This window comes from Sphingomonas sp. PP-F2F-A104-K0414, from assembly GCF_004340945.1.
GTDB lineage: Bacteria > Pseudomonadota > Alphaproteobacteria > Sphingomonadales > Sphingomonadaceae > Sphingomonas.
Window position 1 is genome coordinate 183,763 of sequence record NZ_SLYD01000006.1, and the last position, 16,416, is coordinate 200,178.

Sequence of the window (16,416 nt, forward strand, 5' to 3'; positions counted from 1 at the left end):
CTTGCGCTTTCTGACGCTGTTGATGGGTGCGTTCGTGCTTTCGACGACACTTAGCCCGCGCGCGGAGGCGCAATCGAAGTGCTCGGGCAAATTCGTGAACCCGATTACCGACGTCTGCTGGTCGTGCCTGTTCCCGCTTTCGGTGGGCGGCCTCAAGATCTGGCCGAGCAATCGCGCCGACACGGAAAATCCGTCCCTCCCCGTCTGCGCGTGTGGCAGTCCGGTGCCGCGCATCGGTATTTCGGCCGGCTTCTGGGAGCCCGTTCGTCTTGCCGACGTCACCACCAAGCCCTGGTGCTTCGTCAATCTGGGTGGCACGAAGATCGCGCCCGGCTTCGACATCGGCCAGGGCCAGTTGTCTGGACCATCGCAGACCGGCGGAAACGGGGAGAACACGTCCAAGTGGCACGTCCACTGGTACGTCTACCCGCTTTTGTACTGGATGGAGATCCTGACCGATTTCCTGTGCTTCGAGCAGGCGTCGTTCGATATTGCCTACATGACCGAGGTCGACCCGCTCTGGCAGGATGACTCGTTGACGGCGCTTATCAATCCCGAAGCCGTGCTCTTCTCGTCGCCGATCGCGCAGGCTGCGTGCGCAGGCGACTGCATCGCGGCAACGGCCAAGCTGCCGCTCGATGCGACTTTCTGGTGCGCTGGCTGTCAGGGGCCGATGTACCCGGTCAACGGCAACATCGCAGCCTCGATCGGCCATGTGCAGGCGTCGCGTCTCGCGCTTGCCCGCTTCGCCTTCAAGATCCACCGCGAAGGTCTCGCCTGGGGAACAATGGGCTCCAACGGCCTGTGCAACAAGTACCCGATGCCGGTGCTGCGCAAGCAGCAATACCGCGTCCAGATGGTCAATCCGATTCCGATGGTCAGCGGCAAGATGGCCTGCTCGCCGCTTGGGGCCTCGACCATGCCACCGCAGGCAGGCCGCGCCTTTCCCGTGAAGGGCGAGGACATGGGCTACCTCGTTTGGCGCAAGCGCAACTGCTGCGTGCTTTGAGGAGAGACAGTCATGCGCCGCATCACCATCGTCATTGCTGCACTTGCCGGTCTCGCCGGCATTCAGGCGATCGCACAGACCGTCGACGGGCTCGACCTCGAGGCCATCAGGCGCCGCGCGGCCGCCATGCAGGGTGACGCCGACGTCTTTGCCGAACACGTCCGTAACCGCGGCGATGCCTTTCGCGAAGAAGCCGTGGCCATCCAGGCGAAAAGCGGCGCAAATCTCGCATCGCTCGCAAAAGCGGATCTACCGGTGAACGGTGACGGCGCGTTCGACTTCGACGAAATTATTAAGGGCGCGAGCCAGAATGTCGCCGGCACCAAGGGTGACGCGCCGCAGTTCATCTCCTTCGCGAGCCTGTCGATGCCGCCAGCAGCCTTACGTCAGCTCATTGCCGACACGGCAAAGGCGGGCGGCGTCGTCGTCTTCCGGGGCTTCCCGAACAATTCGATGAAGGCCTTCAGTGCCATGCTCGGCAAGGTCGTCACCGACAAGGACCAGCTGTCCAATGTCGGGATCGATCCCCGGCTCTTTCGCGCGTTCAACGTCGAGGCGGTCCCGACCTATGTCGCCGTATCGACCGACTTCGATCTCTGCTCGGGCCTGAATTGCACCACTTCGGTGCCGACCCACGACAAGATCACGGGCAACGTCTCGGTTCGGTACGTGCTCGACACCTTCGTCGCGGCGCATGGCCCCGGTGCGGGCGTGGCGTCGGTCGCACTGCGCAATCTCGGCAAGGGTCTTTAGTGAAGCGCGTCGCTCTCTCGTTACTGCTCGCCGTCCTCGCGGGCGCTACCAGTGGCGTGGTCGCGCAGACGACGATCGAGGAAGCACGCAAGCAGGGCGCCGATCTCGGCAAAACGATGCGCGCTGACGAAAGCCTCGGGCCGAACGACGCCAAGCTCTCACAACTGCCGGGCTATGGCGGCACCGATCTGGCCGAGAAGGTCTATTTCGACGACCCCGACCGGCTAGTGGTCGATGGTGGTTCGAAGGCCGGCACCGACGAGGCGTTCGGCACGGTGACCGATCGCGCACGCACGCGGGCGACCTTCAGCAATGCCGAGATCTTGGCGGCGACGTCGCGCGGCACCGCGATCGAGAAGGACCCTGACACCTATCTGGGCGGTCAGAGCCTTGGCGGTGCCGAAGGAACCTGCACGGCCCTTCCGCCGTCGGTAGGCTCCAAGGGGTATTATGAGGCTACCTGCAACAAGGGTTCTAAGGTCACCGACACGGTCGAGGCCTGCCGCGCGAACCTCGTACCGACCGTCATCAACACCGCTCGCTGGTTCTATTATGGTGCGCCTGACAAAAACGAAGGGAACGGCTTTGCCCGGACTACGGTCATGCAGGCCAAGGCCGCATCCGGTATCTGTCGGGCTGAACCCGTCTCAAAGCATATTTGCGACGCACAGATCGAACTTGGTGCGGGCGGGGGCAACGTCGAGGACTACCGCAAATACTGCAAGCGGAACCTCAACGCGACCGCACAGCTCTACTCATGCTCGTCCGAAATCGCGGCCTCCGAAATCCCGTACCATCAGAATTTTGCGACCGGCACGGTTTATCTAAAAAAGGAAGGGACGCTCAGCGTTACCGTCGCCCGCAACGAAGGCACCTGCCCGGCGCTCGCGGCCGACACGACCTGCGTTCCGCAAGCGGCCGAAGTCTGCACCGAAGGCCCTGAGACCCGGATTATCGACGGTGTGTCGGTGACGCAGGCATGCTGGGCATGGTCGCGCTCCTTCACCTGTCAGCGCCTGACGCCAGCTAGCGACTGCAGCGCGCTCGATGACAACAAGCTCTGCAAATTTCTCCGCGATGAATGCCTCGACGATCCGCAGAGCGGCGCCTGTAAGGTGTCGCAGCGTATCTATAGCTGCCCGCTGCCCGACGATAAGGCGGCTGCCGACAAGCAGTATGTCTGTGGCGGCGACGTCTATTGCCTGAATGGCAGCTGTGAGACGATCGAGCGCGAGGCGTCTACCGAGTTCAAGGACGCGCTGGTCGCGCTCCATTCGATCGGCGATGCCGGCAAGCAGTTCGACCCAGCCAATCTGACCGTGTTTTCGGGCGAGCGGGGCACCTGCAACAAGAAGATTTTCGGTGCGTCGAATTGCTGTTCAGGGAGCGGCGTCCCGCTTCTGACGCCGTGGCTGTGTAGCTCGGCCGAAAAGCAGCTCGACGAGAAGGACGACAAGGGACTCTGCTACAAGGTTGGATCCTACTGTTCGGACAAGGTGCTTGGCATCTGTGTCACGTCGAAGGACGCCTATTGCTGCTTCGGTAGCAAGCTCTCGCGCATCCTCCAGGAACAGGGTCGCCAGCAGATCGGCAAGGCGTGGGGCAAGCCCAAGGATGAGACCTGCAAGGGCTTCTCGATCGAGGAGTTTCAACGCCTCGACTTGTCCCAGATGAATTTTTCCGAGGTCTATTCGGAGTTCATGGATGCAGCAAAGCTACCCAGTGAGGTCTCCTTGATGGCCGACATTCAAACCAAGATTCAGGGGTACTATGACCTTCACGGGAGCAAATGATGCAAGCGGTCCGGGGGGGCCATGTTCGATCGACATGTCGGTGCTCGATCTTGCCATTTTCCTCCGCATCCACCGGTCCGGCCGGGGCACCTCGGCTGGCGAGGTCGCGCAAACCATCTCGCATTGGTTTCAGTGCGAGATCGATCCGCATGAGGTCGCGCAGGCTTTTCCCCGCATGGCCGACAAGGGCTGGCTTGTCCGCCGGGAGACCGGAATGCGCGCGACCATCAAGGGGCGAAAGCACGGCCGCAGCCACCTTCGCGGCATCGTCCGGATGCTCGATCAGGGCACCAGGATGCTCGACGTCGCCGCGATGATGTCAGTTCTCAAACTCGCAATGATTGAGCTCGATGGGGAGCATGATGATGACGACGATCAAGACTAAGCGTACTGGACGGCTGACTGCTGGCATCCTGATGCTGCTTGCAGCCACGTCGCCTGTTGCGACCCCCGCGCTCGCGCAGACCGTCGACCTGCAAAGCGCCTCAATGGCCGAGGCGATCGATGACGAAGATGCGCAGGCCAGCAACGCGGTGGTCGAGACTCAATTTGAACGTTCGTCTGACGCCGCGGAACAGCAGCAGGCTGGCGACTTCTATTGTGGCGAGCGGAAACTCGGCCAATGGTTCTACTGCGAGCGGCCCAAGGCCAAGCCATCCGCCCCACAGCCGTCCGCACAGCCGCAGCAGTCGTCCACGGCGCAGCTGAAGGCGATCACCAAGCAGCTCGACGAACTGAAGGCACGCGCCATCCTCGAGCCGACGGAAGCGAACGTCATCGCCTACGTCCGGTATCAACGCGAGCAGCTCGACCGCGCGTCGACCTTCTCCGACACGTGGCAGCGTGCGCTCTGGCAAAACCCGGACATCGACTACACGCTGCAGCGGCCGGTCTCGACCGTCGGCAAGCGCGCATGGACTGACAACCGCGCCGCGACGCGTGACCAGGTCCTGTCGCGCCTCGGCCAGCGCTATGGCATGTTCTATTTCTTCGCGCAGTCCTGTGCTGCCTGTGAGGTCTTCTCGCCGATCCTGCGCTCGGTTGCTGAGAGTCATCGGATCACCGTGATGGCGGTATCGACGGACGGTGGTCCAAGCCGCCATTTCCCCAACTATGTCGTCGACAGCGGACAGCGTCAGCGCATGGGCGTGCCCTTGGCCACGCCGGCGCTCGTCCTATTCGACACTGTGACGCGCAAGACGGTTCCCGTCGGGTTCGGTGTCATGTCGGCCGACGAAGTCATGGAGCGCATTTTCATGCTGACCAACTCCAAGCCGGGAGGTGACTTCTGATGGCGCACACCCCCTCCCCTCGCCCCTCACCCCTCCGCGCCTTCCTTCGCCGGACCGCGGCGGTCGCTATGAGCCTCGGAGCTGCCAGCATGATCCCGGCTGGTATGGCCCGGGCCGACGTTGCCGGGCAGATGAATGACTTCTTCCAGGACGCAGGTGGGGCCGCCAACGTCACCGGTCCGAGCGCCTATCAGGGTCAGACGGCCGGCTATTACTCGATGGGCAACGTCTGGAGCCGCTTCCCACAGAAGAGCGTGCAGCCCTTCAATCTGCAGATGCCAAAGGTGTCGGCCGGGTGTGGCGGTATCGACCTGTTCACCGGCTCCTTCAGCTTCATCAATGGCGCCGAGATGGTCGCCATGCTTAAGGCGACTGCCAACAACGCGTTGGGCTTCGCCTTCCAGCTCGCGATCGACAGCGTCTCGCCCGAGATCGGCAAGGTCATGGATAGCATGGCCAACAAAGCGCAGCAGATGAACCAAATGAACATCTCGTCGTGTGAAGCGGCGCAAGGTCTGGTCGGATCGGTCTGGCCGAAAATGGCGGGCGCACGCTCGACGGTTTGCGCGGCGGTCGGCAATTCGCAGGGCAAGTTTTCCGATTGGGCGCGTTCCCGACAGGGCTGCGGTGCTGGCGGGGAGCAGGATGCCACTCTCGAGGGAAACACCGATCCGACGATGGCCGACAAGATCCCGGGCGCGCCGCGTAATTACACCTGGGATGCGATTAAGAAGTCGAACAAATTCGGCAGCGACAAGGAGTTCTCCGAGTTTTTGATGACGTTGGTCGGCACGATCGTCATCAACCCGAAGGCTGCGGAAGGAAAGATCGTCGGCTTTGTCGGTCCGGCCGAGGACGCCGTCGTGACCGCTCTTCTCGACGGTCCCGGCACCGGAACGCCGGTCAAGATCTTGCACTGCGACGACGACGAAAAGTGCCTGAATATGACCGAACAGACACTCCGCCCGGGGCCTGGTCTTCGCACCAAGATCAAGACGATGATCGACTCAATCAACTCCAAGATCCGTACCGATGCGGCATTGGATGCGCAGGAGCAGCAGCTTCTCAACATGACGACGCTGCCGCTTTACAAGATGCTCGCGGTGCAGGCGATGGCGCACCAGAGCTTCTCGCCCGGTGAGACCAGCGCGCTTGCCGAGATCGTCTCGGTCAACCTCCTGTCCGCAATGATCGAGAACATGCTCGACCGGATCAGACAGTCGACGGTGCAGGTGCAGCCGGCTGATGCCGAAATGGGCAAGATGTGGCGCGACCAGCTGAGCGAGGCGCGTAACCGCTATGCGCAGCGCAACGTCGAGTTGAAGGCGGTGCTCAACCAGACGCTGGCGCTCATCAACCAGTCGGTGATGGTGGAGTCGACCCTGCAAAACAGCATGTCACCGTCGATGGCGGCTTCGCTCAATTTCTCGCGCGGTCTGAGCGCGCAGGGCCTCAATTAAGGACGATTGGCGATGCTCGAGGTCTTCACGATTGGCGGTGGCGAATACATCGTCAACACGTTCAACGCTGTCGCGGCATGGACGGGCGGCGGTGGCTACCGCTCGCTTCTCCGTGTGGTGATGGTCCTCGGCCTGATTTACGCTTTGCTCGCTGTCGCCTTCACGATGAACGTGCGTGCATGGCTGAACTGGTTTCTCGGCTCGTCGCTTATCTACACCTGCCTAATGGTGCCAACCGTCACCGTGAAGGTGACCGATCGCGTAAATCCGTCGCTTGCGCCTGCCGTTGTGGCAAATGTGCCCCTTGGGCTCGGCGTCATCGCCAGCTTTACCAGCCAGGTCGGTGACTGGCTGACGCGCACCGCGGAAACGGTGTTCACGATGCCAAGCCAGCTTAGCTACTCTACCAATGGCATGGTCTATGGTGCGCGGCTGCTTGATGCGACACGCAACTTCCAGGTCCGTGACGCCGAGTTTGCGACGAACCTGTCGGCGCACTTCAAAAACTGCGTATTCGGCGACATCATGCTTGGCCAGAAGTCGATGACGGACCTTGCCTCTGCCAAGGATCTCTGGGCGGCTATGGGACCTGGGTCGGCTGCGCGCTCGCAACCTTGGGTCGAGCGTTCGGGTGCCGCAACCATCAGTAGCATCATTCCGTGCCGGCAGGCCTACGGCATGCTCGATAGCCTTTGGCATACCATGATCGAGGCGCACACGTCGCTTTGGGCGAAGGAAACCTATCCCAAGCTGTCCACCTCGGTCGCCTCGGCCAAGCTTCGCAGCGATGTGCCGATCGTCAATCAGGCCTTCACGGCTTCCAGCGCGAACTATGAGACGATCTTACGCCAAAACACGGCGATCAATGCGTTCATGCAGGCCCGTGACGGCATGGCTGGTGGTCCGGGCGCGGCCTCGATCGATACATTCGCGACGACGCGTGCAGACATCCAGGCTCGCAATACGTACAATTCGATCGCGCAGCAGGCGATGAGCTGGGTCCCAATCCTCAACGTTGTCCTGACCGTCGTTTTTTATGCGATGTTCCCCGTCATCTTCCCGCTGTTCCTGATGCCGCAGACCGGCGTCGGTGCCCTCAAGGGCTACCTGACCGGGTTCTTCTACCTGGCTGCGTGGGGACCGCTGTACGTGATCCTCCACATGATTTGCATGACGCGGGCGACCAGCGCCGCGCAGGGCGTCGCAGAAGGCGGGATATCATTGGGGACCTATGCTGGCATCGGCGCAGTCAACGCCGAGACCGCGACGATCGCAGGGTTCATGCTGATGTCCGTGCCGTTCCTCGCAGCCGGGCTCGCTAAGGGTGCCATGAGCATTTCTGGTCAGGCAACGTCGGTCCTCAGTCCGGCGCAGAACGCAGCCGAGGCTGCGGCAGCAGAGCAGACGACCGGCAACTACAGCTACGGCAATACCAGCTTCGCGAACTCGACCTCGAACATGCGACAGAGCAATCAATGGTCGGACGCACCAGCGTTCTCAACGGGCGGCATGGCGTCCAGCTTCCGGCACGGCAATGGAGCGACCACCACGAATAATGGTGATGGCTTTAACGTCTATGACACTAGCAAGGCGATCTCGAATTTGCCTTTCAGTACGTCAGTCGTGCAGTCCGCTATGGCGACGGAGAGCCGGCAAGCCACGACTGCGGCACGTATCGCTGATGGGTTCGAGCAAGCGAGCAGAAAGGAGACTCAGCATCTCGAAGCGCTTCGCAATGGCCATACCTGGGGAAGCACTAATTCAACGGGCTTTGATTCAAGCTCGGGCGTTCGGGGTGGGAGCTCATTTGATCAGTCTGACCGTAGCAATGTCCAACAACGTGGTGGCATTGAGTTGCGCGAGGCATCCGGTGCTGGGACTTCGCTACAGAACACTGATGGCAAGACGAGGACCAATGCTGGTGTGTGGTCCGGCGGTATCGGAGTCGGCGTGGGCGCTAATGCCAAGGCGGGTGTCGGCGCCGGGGGTAACGGCGCTGGTGTATCGGCGAAGATCGACGCTACCGGTGGCTACAATCGGTCACTAACAAACGCGGATACGACAAGCGTTACCAATGGCACAAACCAGAGCCACGATAAGACAACGGCTGTGACTGGCGGGCTCTCCTCAGATCGAACGGTCGGCGCAGGCACTTCTGTCCAAGATGGTACTTTCTACCAGGAGGGCCGCACCGCACGCTCCGAGCAGAGTGAGTCGAGAACTCGCGCCATCGAAGAGTCCCAGACAAAGATTAACTCGTATAACGAGCAGGCTCGACATTACCGCGAACTTTCGCAATCACTAGAGCAACACGCCAGCTTCGCAGAAAGCAACGGATTCAACCTCACCACTGACCTTCGCAATGATCTTACTCGGTGGTATGATAAGCAGAATGAAGCCAGCCCGGGCGGTAATATGCTACCTGCGCTATGGCAGACCAATTTGTCCCCCACTCAAGAGATTGCTCGTAACACCGCTATCGGAAAGTGGGCGGGTCAACGATCCGATGTCATCGAGCGGGATATTCAGTCGGCACTTTCAAACCCCGCGCTATCTGACATGACCGTACCTGCGGTGGCCCCTGAATCATCCGTGCTGGCGCTTTACTCAGGTGGAGGCCAGATAGACGGTGCTCATGCAGTGTCTGTCGGTCGGCCAGACACTTCACCAGAACGTGCCGCTATTATTGCCGGTGCCGGAGAGCTGAAAGACGATCAAACGCGGCTCAGTGGTGTCGCGAAATCTGACTTCGCTCAAGCACCGCCCGGAACACCAAAAAAATGATCTATGAAAAAGATGCCAAGATCCCGCCTACGGCGAAGAGTCCTATCGCAGCCGAGAAAACCGCAATTTGCATGGCTCTAACCGTGCGTGGAGAGGACTTGTCGCTTTCAACAGAGCCAAATTGTGCGGTTGCGTCGTCGTCGTTGATCCGGGCAAACTGATTAGCCTGCCAGTACCCCCGCCCGATGCCGGGCATGGCCTCGTTATCGAACATAATGGGCTGGTTTGGATCAATTTGCATGGCGCACCTCAACATATAAGATAGAGGGAAACAAACATGTTGGCAACGCATCAGCATAGGCGTTTCATGGTCACCCAGCACCGCCCGCCGGCGCTCGACGACTTATCGGGAACTCTCATCTTCGGCTTTTCGTGGATGCTGATTATGGCGATCGGCCTCATGCCCATTGCCGAAGCTTCGCTATCTCGTTCGCCATCTATTACTATACCAACGACGATCGCGTTCTTCGTTGCGGTTGGAAGCACTGTCCTGCTTCGCCGACGCTATTCCTGGATGGGCCTTGTCCTCCACATCTTCGGTCAGTTCGCGATCTGGCTTTCGCTATTTGTCATGTCTCTCGCTGCCGTCCTCGTCTTGATCCCGAAAGGCTGACCGCTCCCTTCAACAGGTCGTTTGTTCGTGGCGACGGGACATAGGGATGAGCTTCGCGGACCACTGCCGCAGCTTTCTCGATCGCCTCGACCTCCGCTGGTTTACCCCTTGGCTCGATCCTCCAGTTTGACCTGGGATGAATCACGATCGGCAGGGCAATGACGGGGCCAATCAGGTTTTTCCAGTACGTGTCGGTCTTGCCAATCGCGCCTGCGAGCAGGTGGGCAAGTAGGTCCTGCATTTCGTCGACTGTCGTTGGTTTGTCCTGAGCCATCGCCCGGCAACTTAGACTAAAGCCTAAGGACCGGAACAGGCGTGACCGTTGCGTACCCTCGGCGCCGGCACGTCGTGCAACGCAAACGGGTAATTGCTTGAGAAATAGGACCATCTAACCGAAAGCGCTCGATGATTTTCACAGCCGGGAGGTTGATCGTTCGGCCGCATGGGCACGTGATCCGCATATCCTCGCGCGCTGACGCCCATTCACCAAGGCTAGTGAACTTGGATTGGTTCAGCGCTGGCACTGGCAACCGACAAAGTGGGTGAGACTCTGACAAAGAGTATAAGACAGTCTCATCCTTTTTGTCCCGCCTGCTTCATATCGCTGGTCATGGCGGCGTGACTTCTTCGTAGCAGCCGGCCCGACGAAGCTGGCGAATGATCCCGTTAAACGCAGCAGAGACGCCCTGGGCACGACCAATCTCATTGTCCTGCGCTGCCGCATCCCAAAACAACGTAAGCGGCCATTTTTCGGGGCAATGCGGCAACAGGCACCGAAGAGCGAGGCGGATCTCAGGCACATCAACGCGAACCTCGGAACAGCGGGTGACGCCGGTGCGCAAAATATGCACGGACAGCGCGATCACGACACGCTGATGCCTCGGCAAATTCGACACCGATCAATGGAAGTCATGCGACTTGAACCGCACGACCTCCTCCGGGTCCATGCCGTCTGCGTGGGGCGGCCAGTATTGGTTGCGTGGTTCTGGATTCCATCCCTTGTCGCCGCGGTCTGGCGAGCCCGGATGTTGGCCTGCATCACCCCGGCCGGTCCGGTGCGGGAACGACATGTCCCCTACCCTGTGCAGCAGATCTCCGTGGTCGACGATCCGGCTGCAGATCACGTGGATGATCTCGCCTTCCTTCTGAGCCTGCCCCTTCATGCCGACCATCGACGCCGACATAATCGTTCGGCGTTGTGCCTCGAAACGGTCGGGCCAGAGGATTCCATTGGCGACCCCAGTTTCGTCCTCGATTGTTATGAACAGCACGCCCTTGGCAGAGCCAGGCTTCTGACGGACCAGGACAATGCCGGCGACCTCGACGTATCGGCCGTCCCGGATGTTGGCGAGGTCAGCACATTTGGTGACGCCGCGGCGCGTCAACTCGTCGCGCACGAACGTCAGCGGATGCGCACGAAGTGAGAGCTGCAGCGCCCGGTAATCCTCGATCACCTCTCGACCGTCGGTCAGCGGCCGCAGTTCGACGTCCGGCTCGAGCCCTTCCGCGCTGAAGGTCTCGGCCGAGCGGTCTGCCGCGGCGAAAAGCGGTAGCGGAGCCTCGCCGAGCCCCCTCACCTTCCAAAGGCCTTGCCGACGATCAACGCTGAAGCCGTGGAAGGCATCGCCGTCAGCCAGCTTCTCGATCGCCGCGCGCTGCACGCCAGACCGTCGCCAGACGTCCTCGACGCTCTCGAAGGGTGTGATCGTACGCGCGCCAACGATCTTCGCGCCATCAGCGTTCGACAGGCCGCGGATTTGGCGAAGGCCAAGCCGCACGGCAAGGTAGCGCCCGCCTGTCTTCTCCAGCGTGCAGTCCCAGCGGCTGGCATTAACGCATGGCGGCCGGACCTCAACGCCGTGGTCGCGCGCATCGCGAACGATCTGCGCCGGCGCGTAGAAGCCCATCGGCTGCGCGTTCATCAGGGCCGCGCAGAACACGTCGGGATGATGATGCTTCATCCACGACGACGCATAAGAGATCTTGGCGAACGAGGCCGCGTGGCTCTCCGGAAAGCCGTAAGAGCCGAAGCCCTCGAGCTGGCGGAAAGTGCGCTCGGCAAACTCACGCGGATAGCCGCGCTCGACCATGCCCCCGATCAGCTTTTCGCTAAAGTGCGACACGCCGCCCGTGAATTTGAACGTCGCCATGGCCCGGCGCAGTTGGTCCGCCTCGGCCGGGGTGAAACCGGCGCCGACGATCGCGACCTTCATTGCCTGCTCTTGGAACAGCGGAACGCCGAGCGTCTTCTCAAGCACCGCGCGCAGCTCCGGCCGGGGATACTCGGGCTTTTCCAGTCCCTCGCGCCGGCGAAGGTACGGATGAACCATGTCGCCCTGGATCGGTCCTGGCCGCACGATCGCGACCTGAATCACGAGATCGTAAAAGCGCCGCGGTTTCATCCGTGGCAGCATCGACATCTGCGCGCGGCTCTCAATCTGGAAGGTGCCGAGCGTGTCCGCCTTGGAGATCATGGCGTAGACGTCCGGATCGTCGTCCTGCAGGTCCGCCAGACCGACGCGTAGCCCCTTGTCCGCCTCGAGCATGTTGAAAGCGCGGTTCATACAACCAAGCATGCCCAGGCCGAGGACGTCGACCTTCATGAACTTGAGTGCGTCGATGTCGTCCTTATCCCATTCAATAATCTGCCGGTCTTCCATGGCCGCTGGCTCGATCGGGACGAGATTATCGAGGCGGTCATGGGTGAGGACGAACCCGCCCGGGTGTTGGCTCATGTGCCGCGGCACGCCGATCAGCTTGCGCGCCAGTTCCAATGTCAGGCGTAACCGGCGATCGCTAATATCTAGGTTGAGCTCCTCGACTTGCTTCTCGCCGACGCCGTCGGCCGACCAGCCCCAGACAAGCCCCGCCAGTGACGAGGTAAGATCCTCCGGCAGGCCAAGCACCTTGCCGACGTCACGCACCGCACCGCGCGCGCGGTAGCGCGTCACGACGGCCGTCAGCGCGGAGTGGTTGCGACCGTAGGTCTCGTAGATCCACTGGATGATCTCTTCGCGACGCTCATGCTCGAAATCGACGTCGATGTCGGGCGGCTCACGCCGCTCCCCCGACACGAACCGCTCAAATAGCAGTTCATGCTTGATCGGATCGATCGAGGTCACGCCAAGCACGAAACAGACGCACGAGTTGGCAGCCGATCCCCGCCCCTGACACAAGATCCCGCGCCGACGGGCTTCCCGCACGATCGCGTAAACGGTGAGGAAGTACGGCGCATAGCCAAGCTCGCCGATCAGGCGCATCTCATGGACGATCTGATCGGTATAGGCCTGCGGCACGTCGCCATCGAACATCCGCTCGACCGCTTCTGTGGCGAGCTCCTGGAGCGCTTCTTGTGCCGTCAGACCGTCGATCAGCTTCTCGTGCGGGTACTGGTACTGAAGCTCGCCAAGGTTGAAGGTGCAGATTCGCGCGATATCGACGCTCGCCTGCAGTGCGTCGGGATAGGCGCGAAAGCGCCGGACCATCTCGTCCGGCGATTTCAGCGCGCGATCGGCGTTCACCTCACGGCGATACCCAAGCTCGTCGACGGTGCATTTCTCGCGCACCGCTGTCACTACGTCCTGCAGCAGCCGCGCGTCTGGCGCGTGATATAGCACGTCGCCTGTCACAACGGCGCGCACGCCAGCACCGTCGGCCTGCCGCGCGAGCGCATCGATCCGAACTGCGTCTCCTGGTCGGCGCCGCTGGAACAGCGCCATATAGCCGCGACGACCGTAGATCGCCTTCAGGTCGACTAACGCGGCAAGGTTCTCTTCGTCCGCCTCATGCGGCAGCAGGATGGCAATGACGCCGTCCGACCATGGCTCCAGATCATGCCAGTGCAGTAGGCAACCGCCCTTCCCTGCCCGCTTCTTGCCGACGGTCAGCAGTCGCGTAATTCGCGACCAGGCCGAGCGATCGATTGGGTAGAGCAGCAGGCGTCGGCCGCAGGACAGATCGACGCGCGTGCCGGCGATCGAGCGGACGCCTGTCGCCTTCTGCGCTTCCCACGCACGCACGACGCCGGCCACGGTGCCGATGTCGCTGATCCCGATCGAGGGATACCCAAGCACCGCTGCGGCCGCGAACAGCTCGTCCGGACTGGACGCACCGCGCAGCAGCGAGAAGTGTGTCAGCACCTGAAGCTCGACATAGTGGGTCATCCGAAGACCCCGTGCATCCACCAGGACAGATCGCCAGTGTCGTCCTCGAAGCCATCGCCTCGGCGAAAAACCCAGTAGCGGCCACCAGTCTCGTCCTCGACGCGGTAATAGTCGCGGACCGCCCACACTTCCGCGTCGCGCCGCCACCATTCACCGTGGACGCGCTCGGGACCGTCGCCCCCAACCACCTTGTACGTGGTACCGCGCCACTCGAAGCGGCGCGGAGGTTGGTCGGGCATCAGGGCGATCACGCGATGCAGTGGCTCTGGATGCGCGAAGAGACGGATCGGCCGCTTCCAATCCGGCCATGTTCCCGGCAGCTCGTTAGGATCGGATTTGACCACAGCCCGCTCCGGGACATGGCTTTCTACGGGAGCGATACGGAAGACCGAGTGCATTCCGATCCTGCCTGCGATCAGGTCGACCAGGCGCGCCGGGTCGCGCACCAGCGTCTCGCCTGCGAGGACGGCGCCGAGATCAACCGCGTCGAGTTGCTCCGTGTGCGGTGCCACCATTTGAAACTGCTCGATCCCCATGCCGGGATCGATGCGCTCGATCCGCAGCTTCAGCAGCCGCAGGAGGTGAGAGACGTCCCGTGTCGGCCGGGATGTGCCGATCGCCACGATTTGCTCGGTGCCATCGACGCGCATTCCCGTCAGGCGGATCGAGCGTGCGCCAACGCCTTTCCCCTGCAGCAGCACGACAAGATCGCCTAAGAGGTCACCCATGACCTGTTCGATCGCCTCGGCCGTGCTGATCGGTTCTAGAAGTCGGCGTTCGACCGCAGGGACCTCGATGTCCTCTCGCGGGGTAATTGGCTCTGCAACACCACCCAAGGCCTGATCGAGGCGTGTGATGGTCGGCAGTCCGAGACGGCGCGCGAGGGGTCCGCGCGCGACCGGCAGGAGATCCGCGATCCGCTCGAAACCGAATTTGCGCGCGGCACTCAACGCCGTGGGCGTCAGGCGCAATGCGGTTATGGGCAATGAACTGAGTGCCTCGACTGTGCCGTGCGGCTCAACGCGAGTAAGATCGGTTTTGCCAAAACGGGCCAGCGCGTGGGCGGCCCCCGGCGTGTCGGCGACCGCCACGCGCGCGGTAAAGCCTGCACGACGGCAAAAGGCGAGCAGACGACGGCAGAACCGCTCTTCCCCGCCGTGGAGGTGGTCGCAGCCAGCGAGATCGATCCAGAGACCATCAGCCGGTGTGACAGCCGCGATCGGCGACCAGCGCCTTACCGCCAGCAGCGCAAGGCGATCAAGGAGCGCAGCATCGGCTTCCGGCTCGACCGGACGGAAGTCGAGATCGGACACCAGCGCGCGGGCGTGGGTGGCGGCCATCCCGGAATGGATGCCGAGCGCCTGCGCGCCGGTGCAGGCAGCGACCACTTCCTCCCGTAGGCCGACCTTGCCAACGAGAGCGAGCGGCGCGTGCTGGACCGGTATCATTACGGGCGTGACGACCCGCCACGCAGGCGCGTGCGCCTTGTACGGGTGGCTCGCCGCTTCCGATCGCCTCCCGAGTTCTCGCATTGACGGCTGCGCATGGACAGGAAGCGACGCGATCTGCGCCTCGACCTCTTCGCGCGACTGCGCACTGGTCCGCGCCCACCTGGCACCAGGCCGCCAACCGCCGCCCCGTGGCACCGAACAGGCACCCGGAACGTCGTCGACTGGCAGTTGCAGGGCGGGCCGCTCAGGCGGCCGCGTAGCGGGCCGTTCCAACCGTCTCAGCCGCTCGATGGCTAAGTTCGGCAGAAACAGCGAGACGACCCGTCTCATCGCTGCCCTCCACTATCAGGGAAAAACCCTCACCTCCGCGTTGCCGCGCCAGTTCGACCGTCCATCTCGCTCGTCCTACACCCGCGACCTCCAACCGCGCCGAAGGCGCAGAGCCAATCCGCCAGCGCGTCCATGCCGCAGAAGGTTCGGAGAAAGGATCCTGGTCACGGCCGCGTCGACGACGCAGCAACAGCACCGGCATATCGGCCTCCGCAGCGACCAGCTGCAGACGACGGGTTGCAACCATCGACACTTTGCTCGCTTCCGCGATGATCGCCGATGGCGTCCCGTCGCGAACCGCGTCCTCGATTACGGCGAGCAATGCCGCGTCATCATAGGGTTGAGCATAGATGACATCCGACGAGGAGAGACCTGCCTGAGCCAAAGCCGGTGCGTAGAGGTCGGTGCGGCACGTGGCCCACAAAACAGGGCCGCTGGCATTGGCGGCCTCGCGCGCCGCAATACCGGCAAGGAACAACGTGGTTGCGGCGTCATCCGCCAGTGATCCGCTACGCGCCGTCGCCTCGTGAAGCGCGCCGGCACGCAAGCCTCCGGCCCCAAGTCTGCTGTCGATCGCAGCCACGCCGAACGGCAACACGCGGTAGTCGGTGACCGGCGTGGCGATCGTCCGCAGGTGGGCAAGGCTGGTAGCAAGGGACTCGGGGGCGGGGGACATCATGGTATAAGACTCTACTCGTTCCCTTTATGTTCCGTTACCAAGTCCTACATTGCAAGCGCTTTGATCGTCCCAATCCGGGCAGGTGCCCT

General features: G+C 62.1%; 13 protein-coding genes and 1 pseudogene. 8 read left to right on the forward strand and 6 right to left on the reverse strand.

The window, feature by feature from the left end; genetic code table 11:
- Positions 1 to 22 precede the first annotated feature (22 nt).
- From traU to C8J46_RS15925, 7 genes are all read left to right on the forward strand, one after another.
- Entirely contained in the window at positions 23 to 1,009 is a 987-nt protein-coding gene (gene traU, locus C8J46_RS15895) for a conjugal transfer pilus assembly protein TraU (RefSeq protein ID WP_132741370.1), read from the forward strand.
- A gap of 12 nt (positions 1,010 to 1,021) precedes the next feature.
- Positions 1,022 to 1,762, forward strand: coding sequence for a type-F conjugative transfer system pilin assembly protein TrbC (trbC, locus tag C8J46_RS15900; RefSeq protein WP_132741268.1), 741 nt, complete (start codon positions 1,022 to 1,024; stop codon positions 1,760 to 1,762).
- The gene (locus C8J46_RS15905) at positions 1,762 to 3,555 is read left to right on the forward strand and encodes a conjugal transfer protein TraN (RefSeq protein ID WP_132741270.1); all 1,794 of its coding nucleotides are present in this window, start codon (positions 1,762 to 1,764) and stop codon (positions 3,553 to 3,555) included. The genes trbC and C8J46_RS15905 overlap by 1 nt, the downstream gene beginning before the upstream one ends.
- A 34-nt stretch (positions 3,556 to 3,589) precedes the next feature.
- Positions 3,590 to 3,940: a hypothetical protein gene (locus tag C8J46_RS15910; RefSeq protein WP_132741272.1), complete on the forward strand. Its 351-nt coding sequence runs from the start codon at positions 3,590 to 3,592 to the stop codon at positions 3,938 to 3,940.
- A complete protein-coding gene (locus C8J46_RS15915) occupies positions 3,921 to 4,847 on the forward strand; it encodes a conjugal transfer protein TraF (RefSeq protein ID WP_243643442.1) in 927 nt (308 codons plus the stop codon). Before C8J46_RS15910 ends, C8J46_RS15915 begins: the two co-directional genes overlap by 20 nt.
- A 68-nt stretch (positions 4,848 to 4,915) precedes the next feature.
- Entirely contained in the window at positions 4,916 to 6,307 is a 1,392-nt protein-coding gene (locus tag C8J46_RS15920; RefSeq protein ID WP_243643443.1) for a conjugal transfer protein TraH, read from the forward strand.
- 12 nt (positions 6,308 to 6,319) lie between these two features.
- Positions 6,320 to 9,091, forward strand: coding sequence for a conjugal transfer protein TraG N-terminal domain-containing protein (locus tag C8J46_RS15925; RefSeq protein ID WP_132741274.1), 2,772 nt, complete (start codon positions 6,320 to 6,322; stop codon positions 9,089 to 9,091).
- A 1-nt stretch (position 9,092) separates the two neighbouring features.
- Here the strand turns inward: C8J46_RS15925 and C8J46_RS15930 are convergent, their stop codons facing one another.
- The gene (locus C8J46_RS15930; RefSeq protein ID WP_132741276.1) at positions 9,093 to 9,332 is read right to left on the reverse strand and encodes a hypothetical protein; all 240 of its coding nucleotides are present in this window, start codon (positions 9,330 to 9,332) and stop codon (positions 9,093 to 9,095) included.
- A gap of 36 nt (positions 9,333 to 9,368) precedes the next feature.
- On the opposite strand from C8J46_RS15930, the gene C8J46_RS15935 reads away from it, so the two are divergent.
- Complete coding sequence (locus C8J46_RS15935; protein WP_243643444.1) at positions 9,369 to 9,704, forward strand: hypothetical protein; 336 nt, start codon at positions 9,369 to 9,371, stop codon at positions 9,702 to 9,704.
- A gap of 608 nt (positions 9,705 to 10,312) precedes the next feature.
- Here the strand turns inward: C8J46_RS15935 and C8J46_RS15940 are convergent.
- The 5 genes and pseudogenes from C8J46_RS15940 to C8J46_RS15955 form a co-directional block, all read right to left on the reverse strand.
- On the reverse strand, positions 10,313 to 10,570 hold the full coding sequence (locus C8J46_RS15940) for a hypothetical protein (RefSeq protein WP_243643445.1): 258 nt from the start codon (positions 10,568 to 10,570) through the stop codon (positions 10,313 to 10,315).
- A 33-nt stretch (positions 10,571 to 10,603) separates the two neighbouring features.
- Complete coding sequence (locus tag C8J46_RS15945; protein WP_132741280.1) at positions 10,604 to 13,867, reverse strand: error-prone DNA polymerase; 3,264 nt, start codon at positions 13,865 to 13,867, stop codon at positions 10,604 to 10,606.
- On the reverse strand, positions 13,864 to 14,817 hold the full coding sequence (locus tag C8J46_RS15950; RefSeq protein WP_347812385.1) for a hypothetical protein: 954 nt from the start codon (positions 14,815 to 14,817) through the stop codon (positions 13,864 to 13,866). The genes C8J46_RS15945 and C8J46_RS15950 overlap by 4 nt, the downstream gene beginning before the upstream one ends.
- Before the next feature lie 165 nt (positions 14,818 to 14,982).
- Positions 14,983 to 15,648, reverse strand: a pseudogene (locus C8J46_RS21470) (DNA polymerase Y family protein); the annotation flags it as partial.
- A complete protein-coding gene (locus C8J46_RS15955) occupies positions 15,563 to 16,324 on the reverse strand; it encodes a protein ImuA (RefSeq protein ID WP_207894206.1) in 762 nt (253 codons plus the stop codon). The pseudogene C8J46_RS21470 and the gene C8J46_RS15955, both read right to left, overlap by 86 nt.
- Positions 16,325 to 16,416 lie beyond the last annotated feature (92 nt).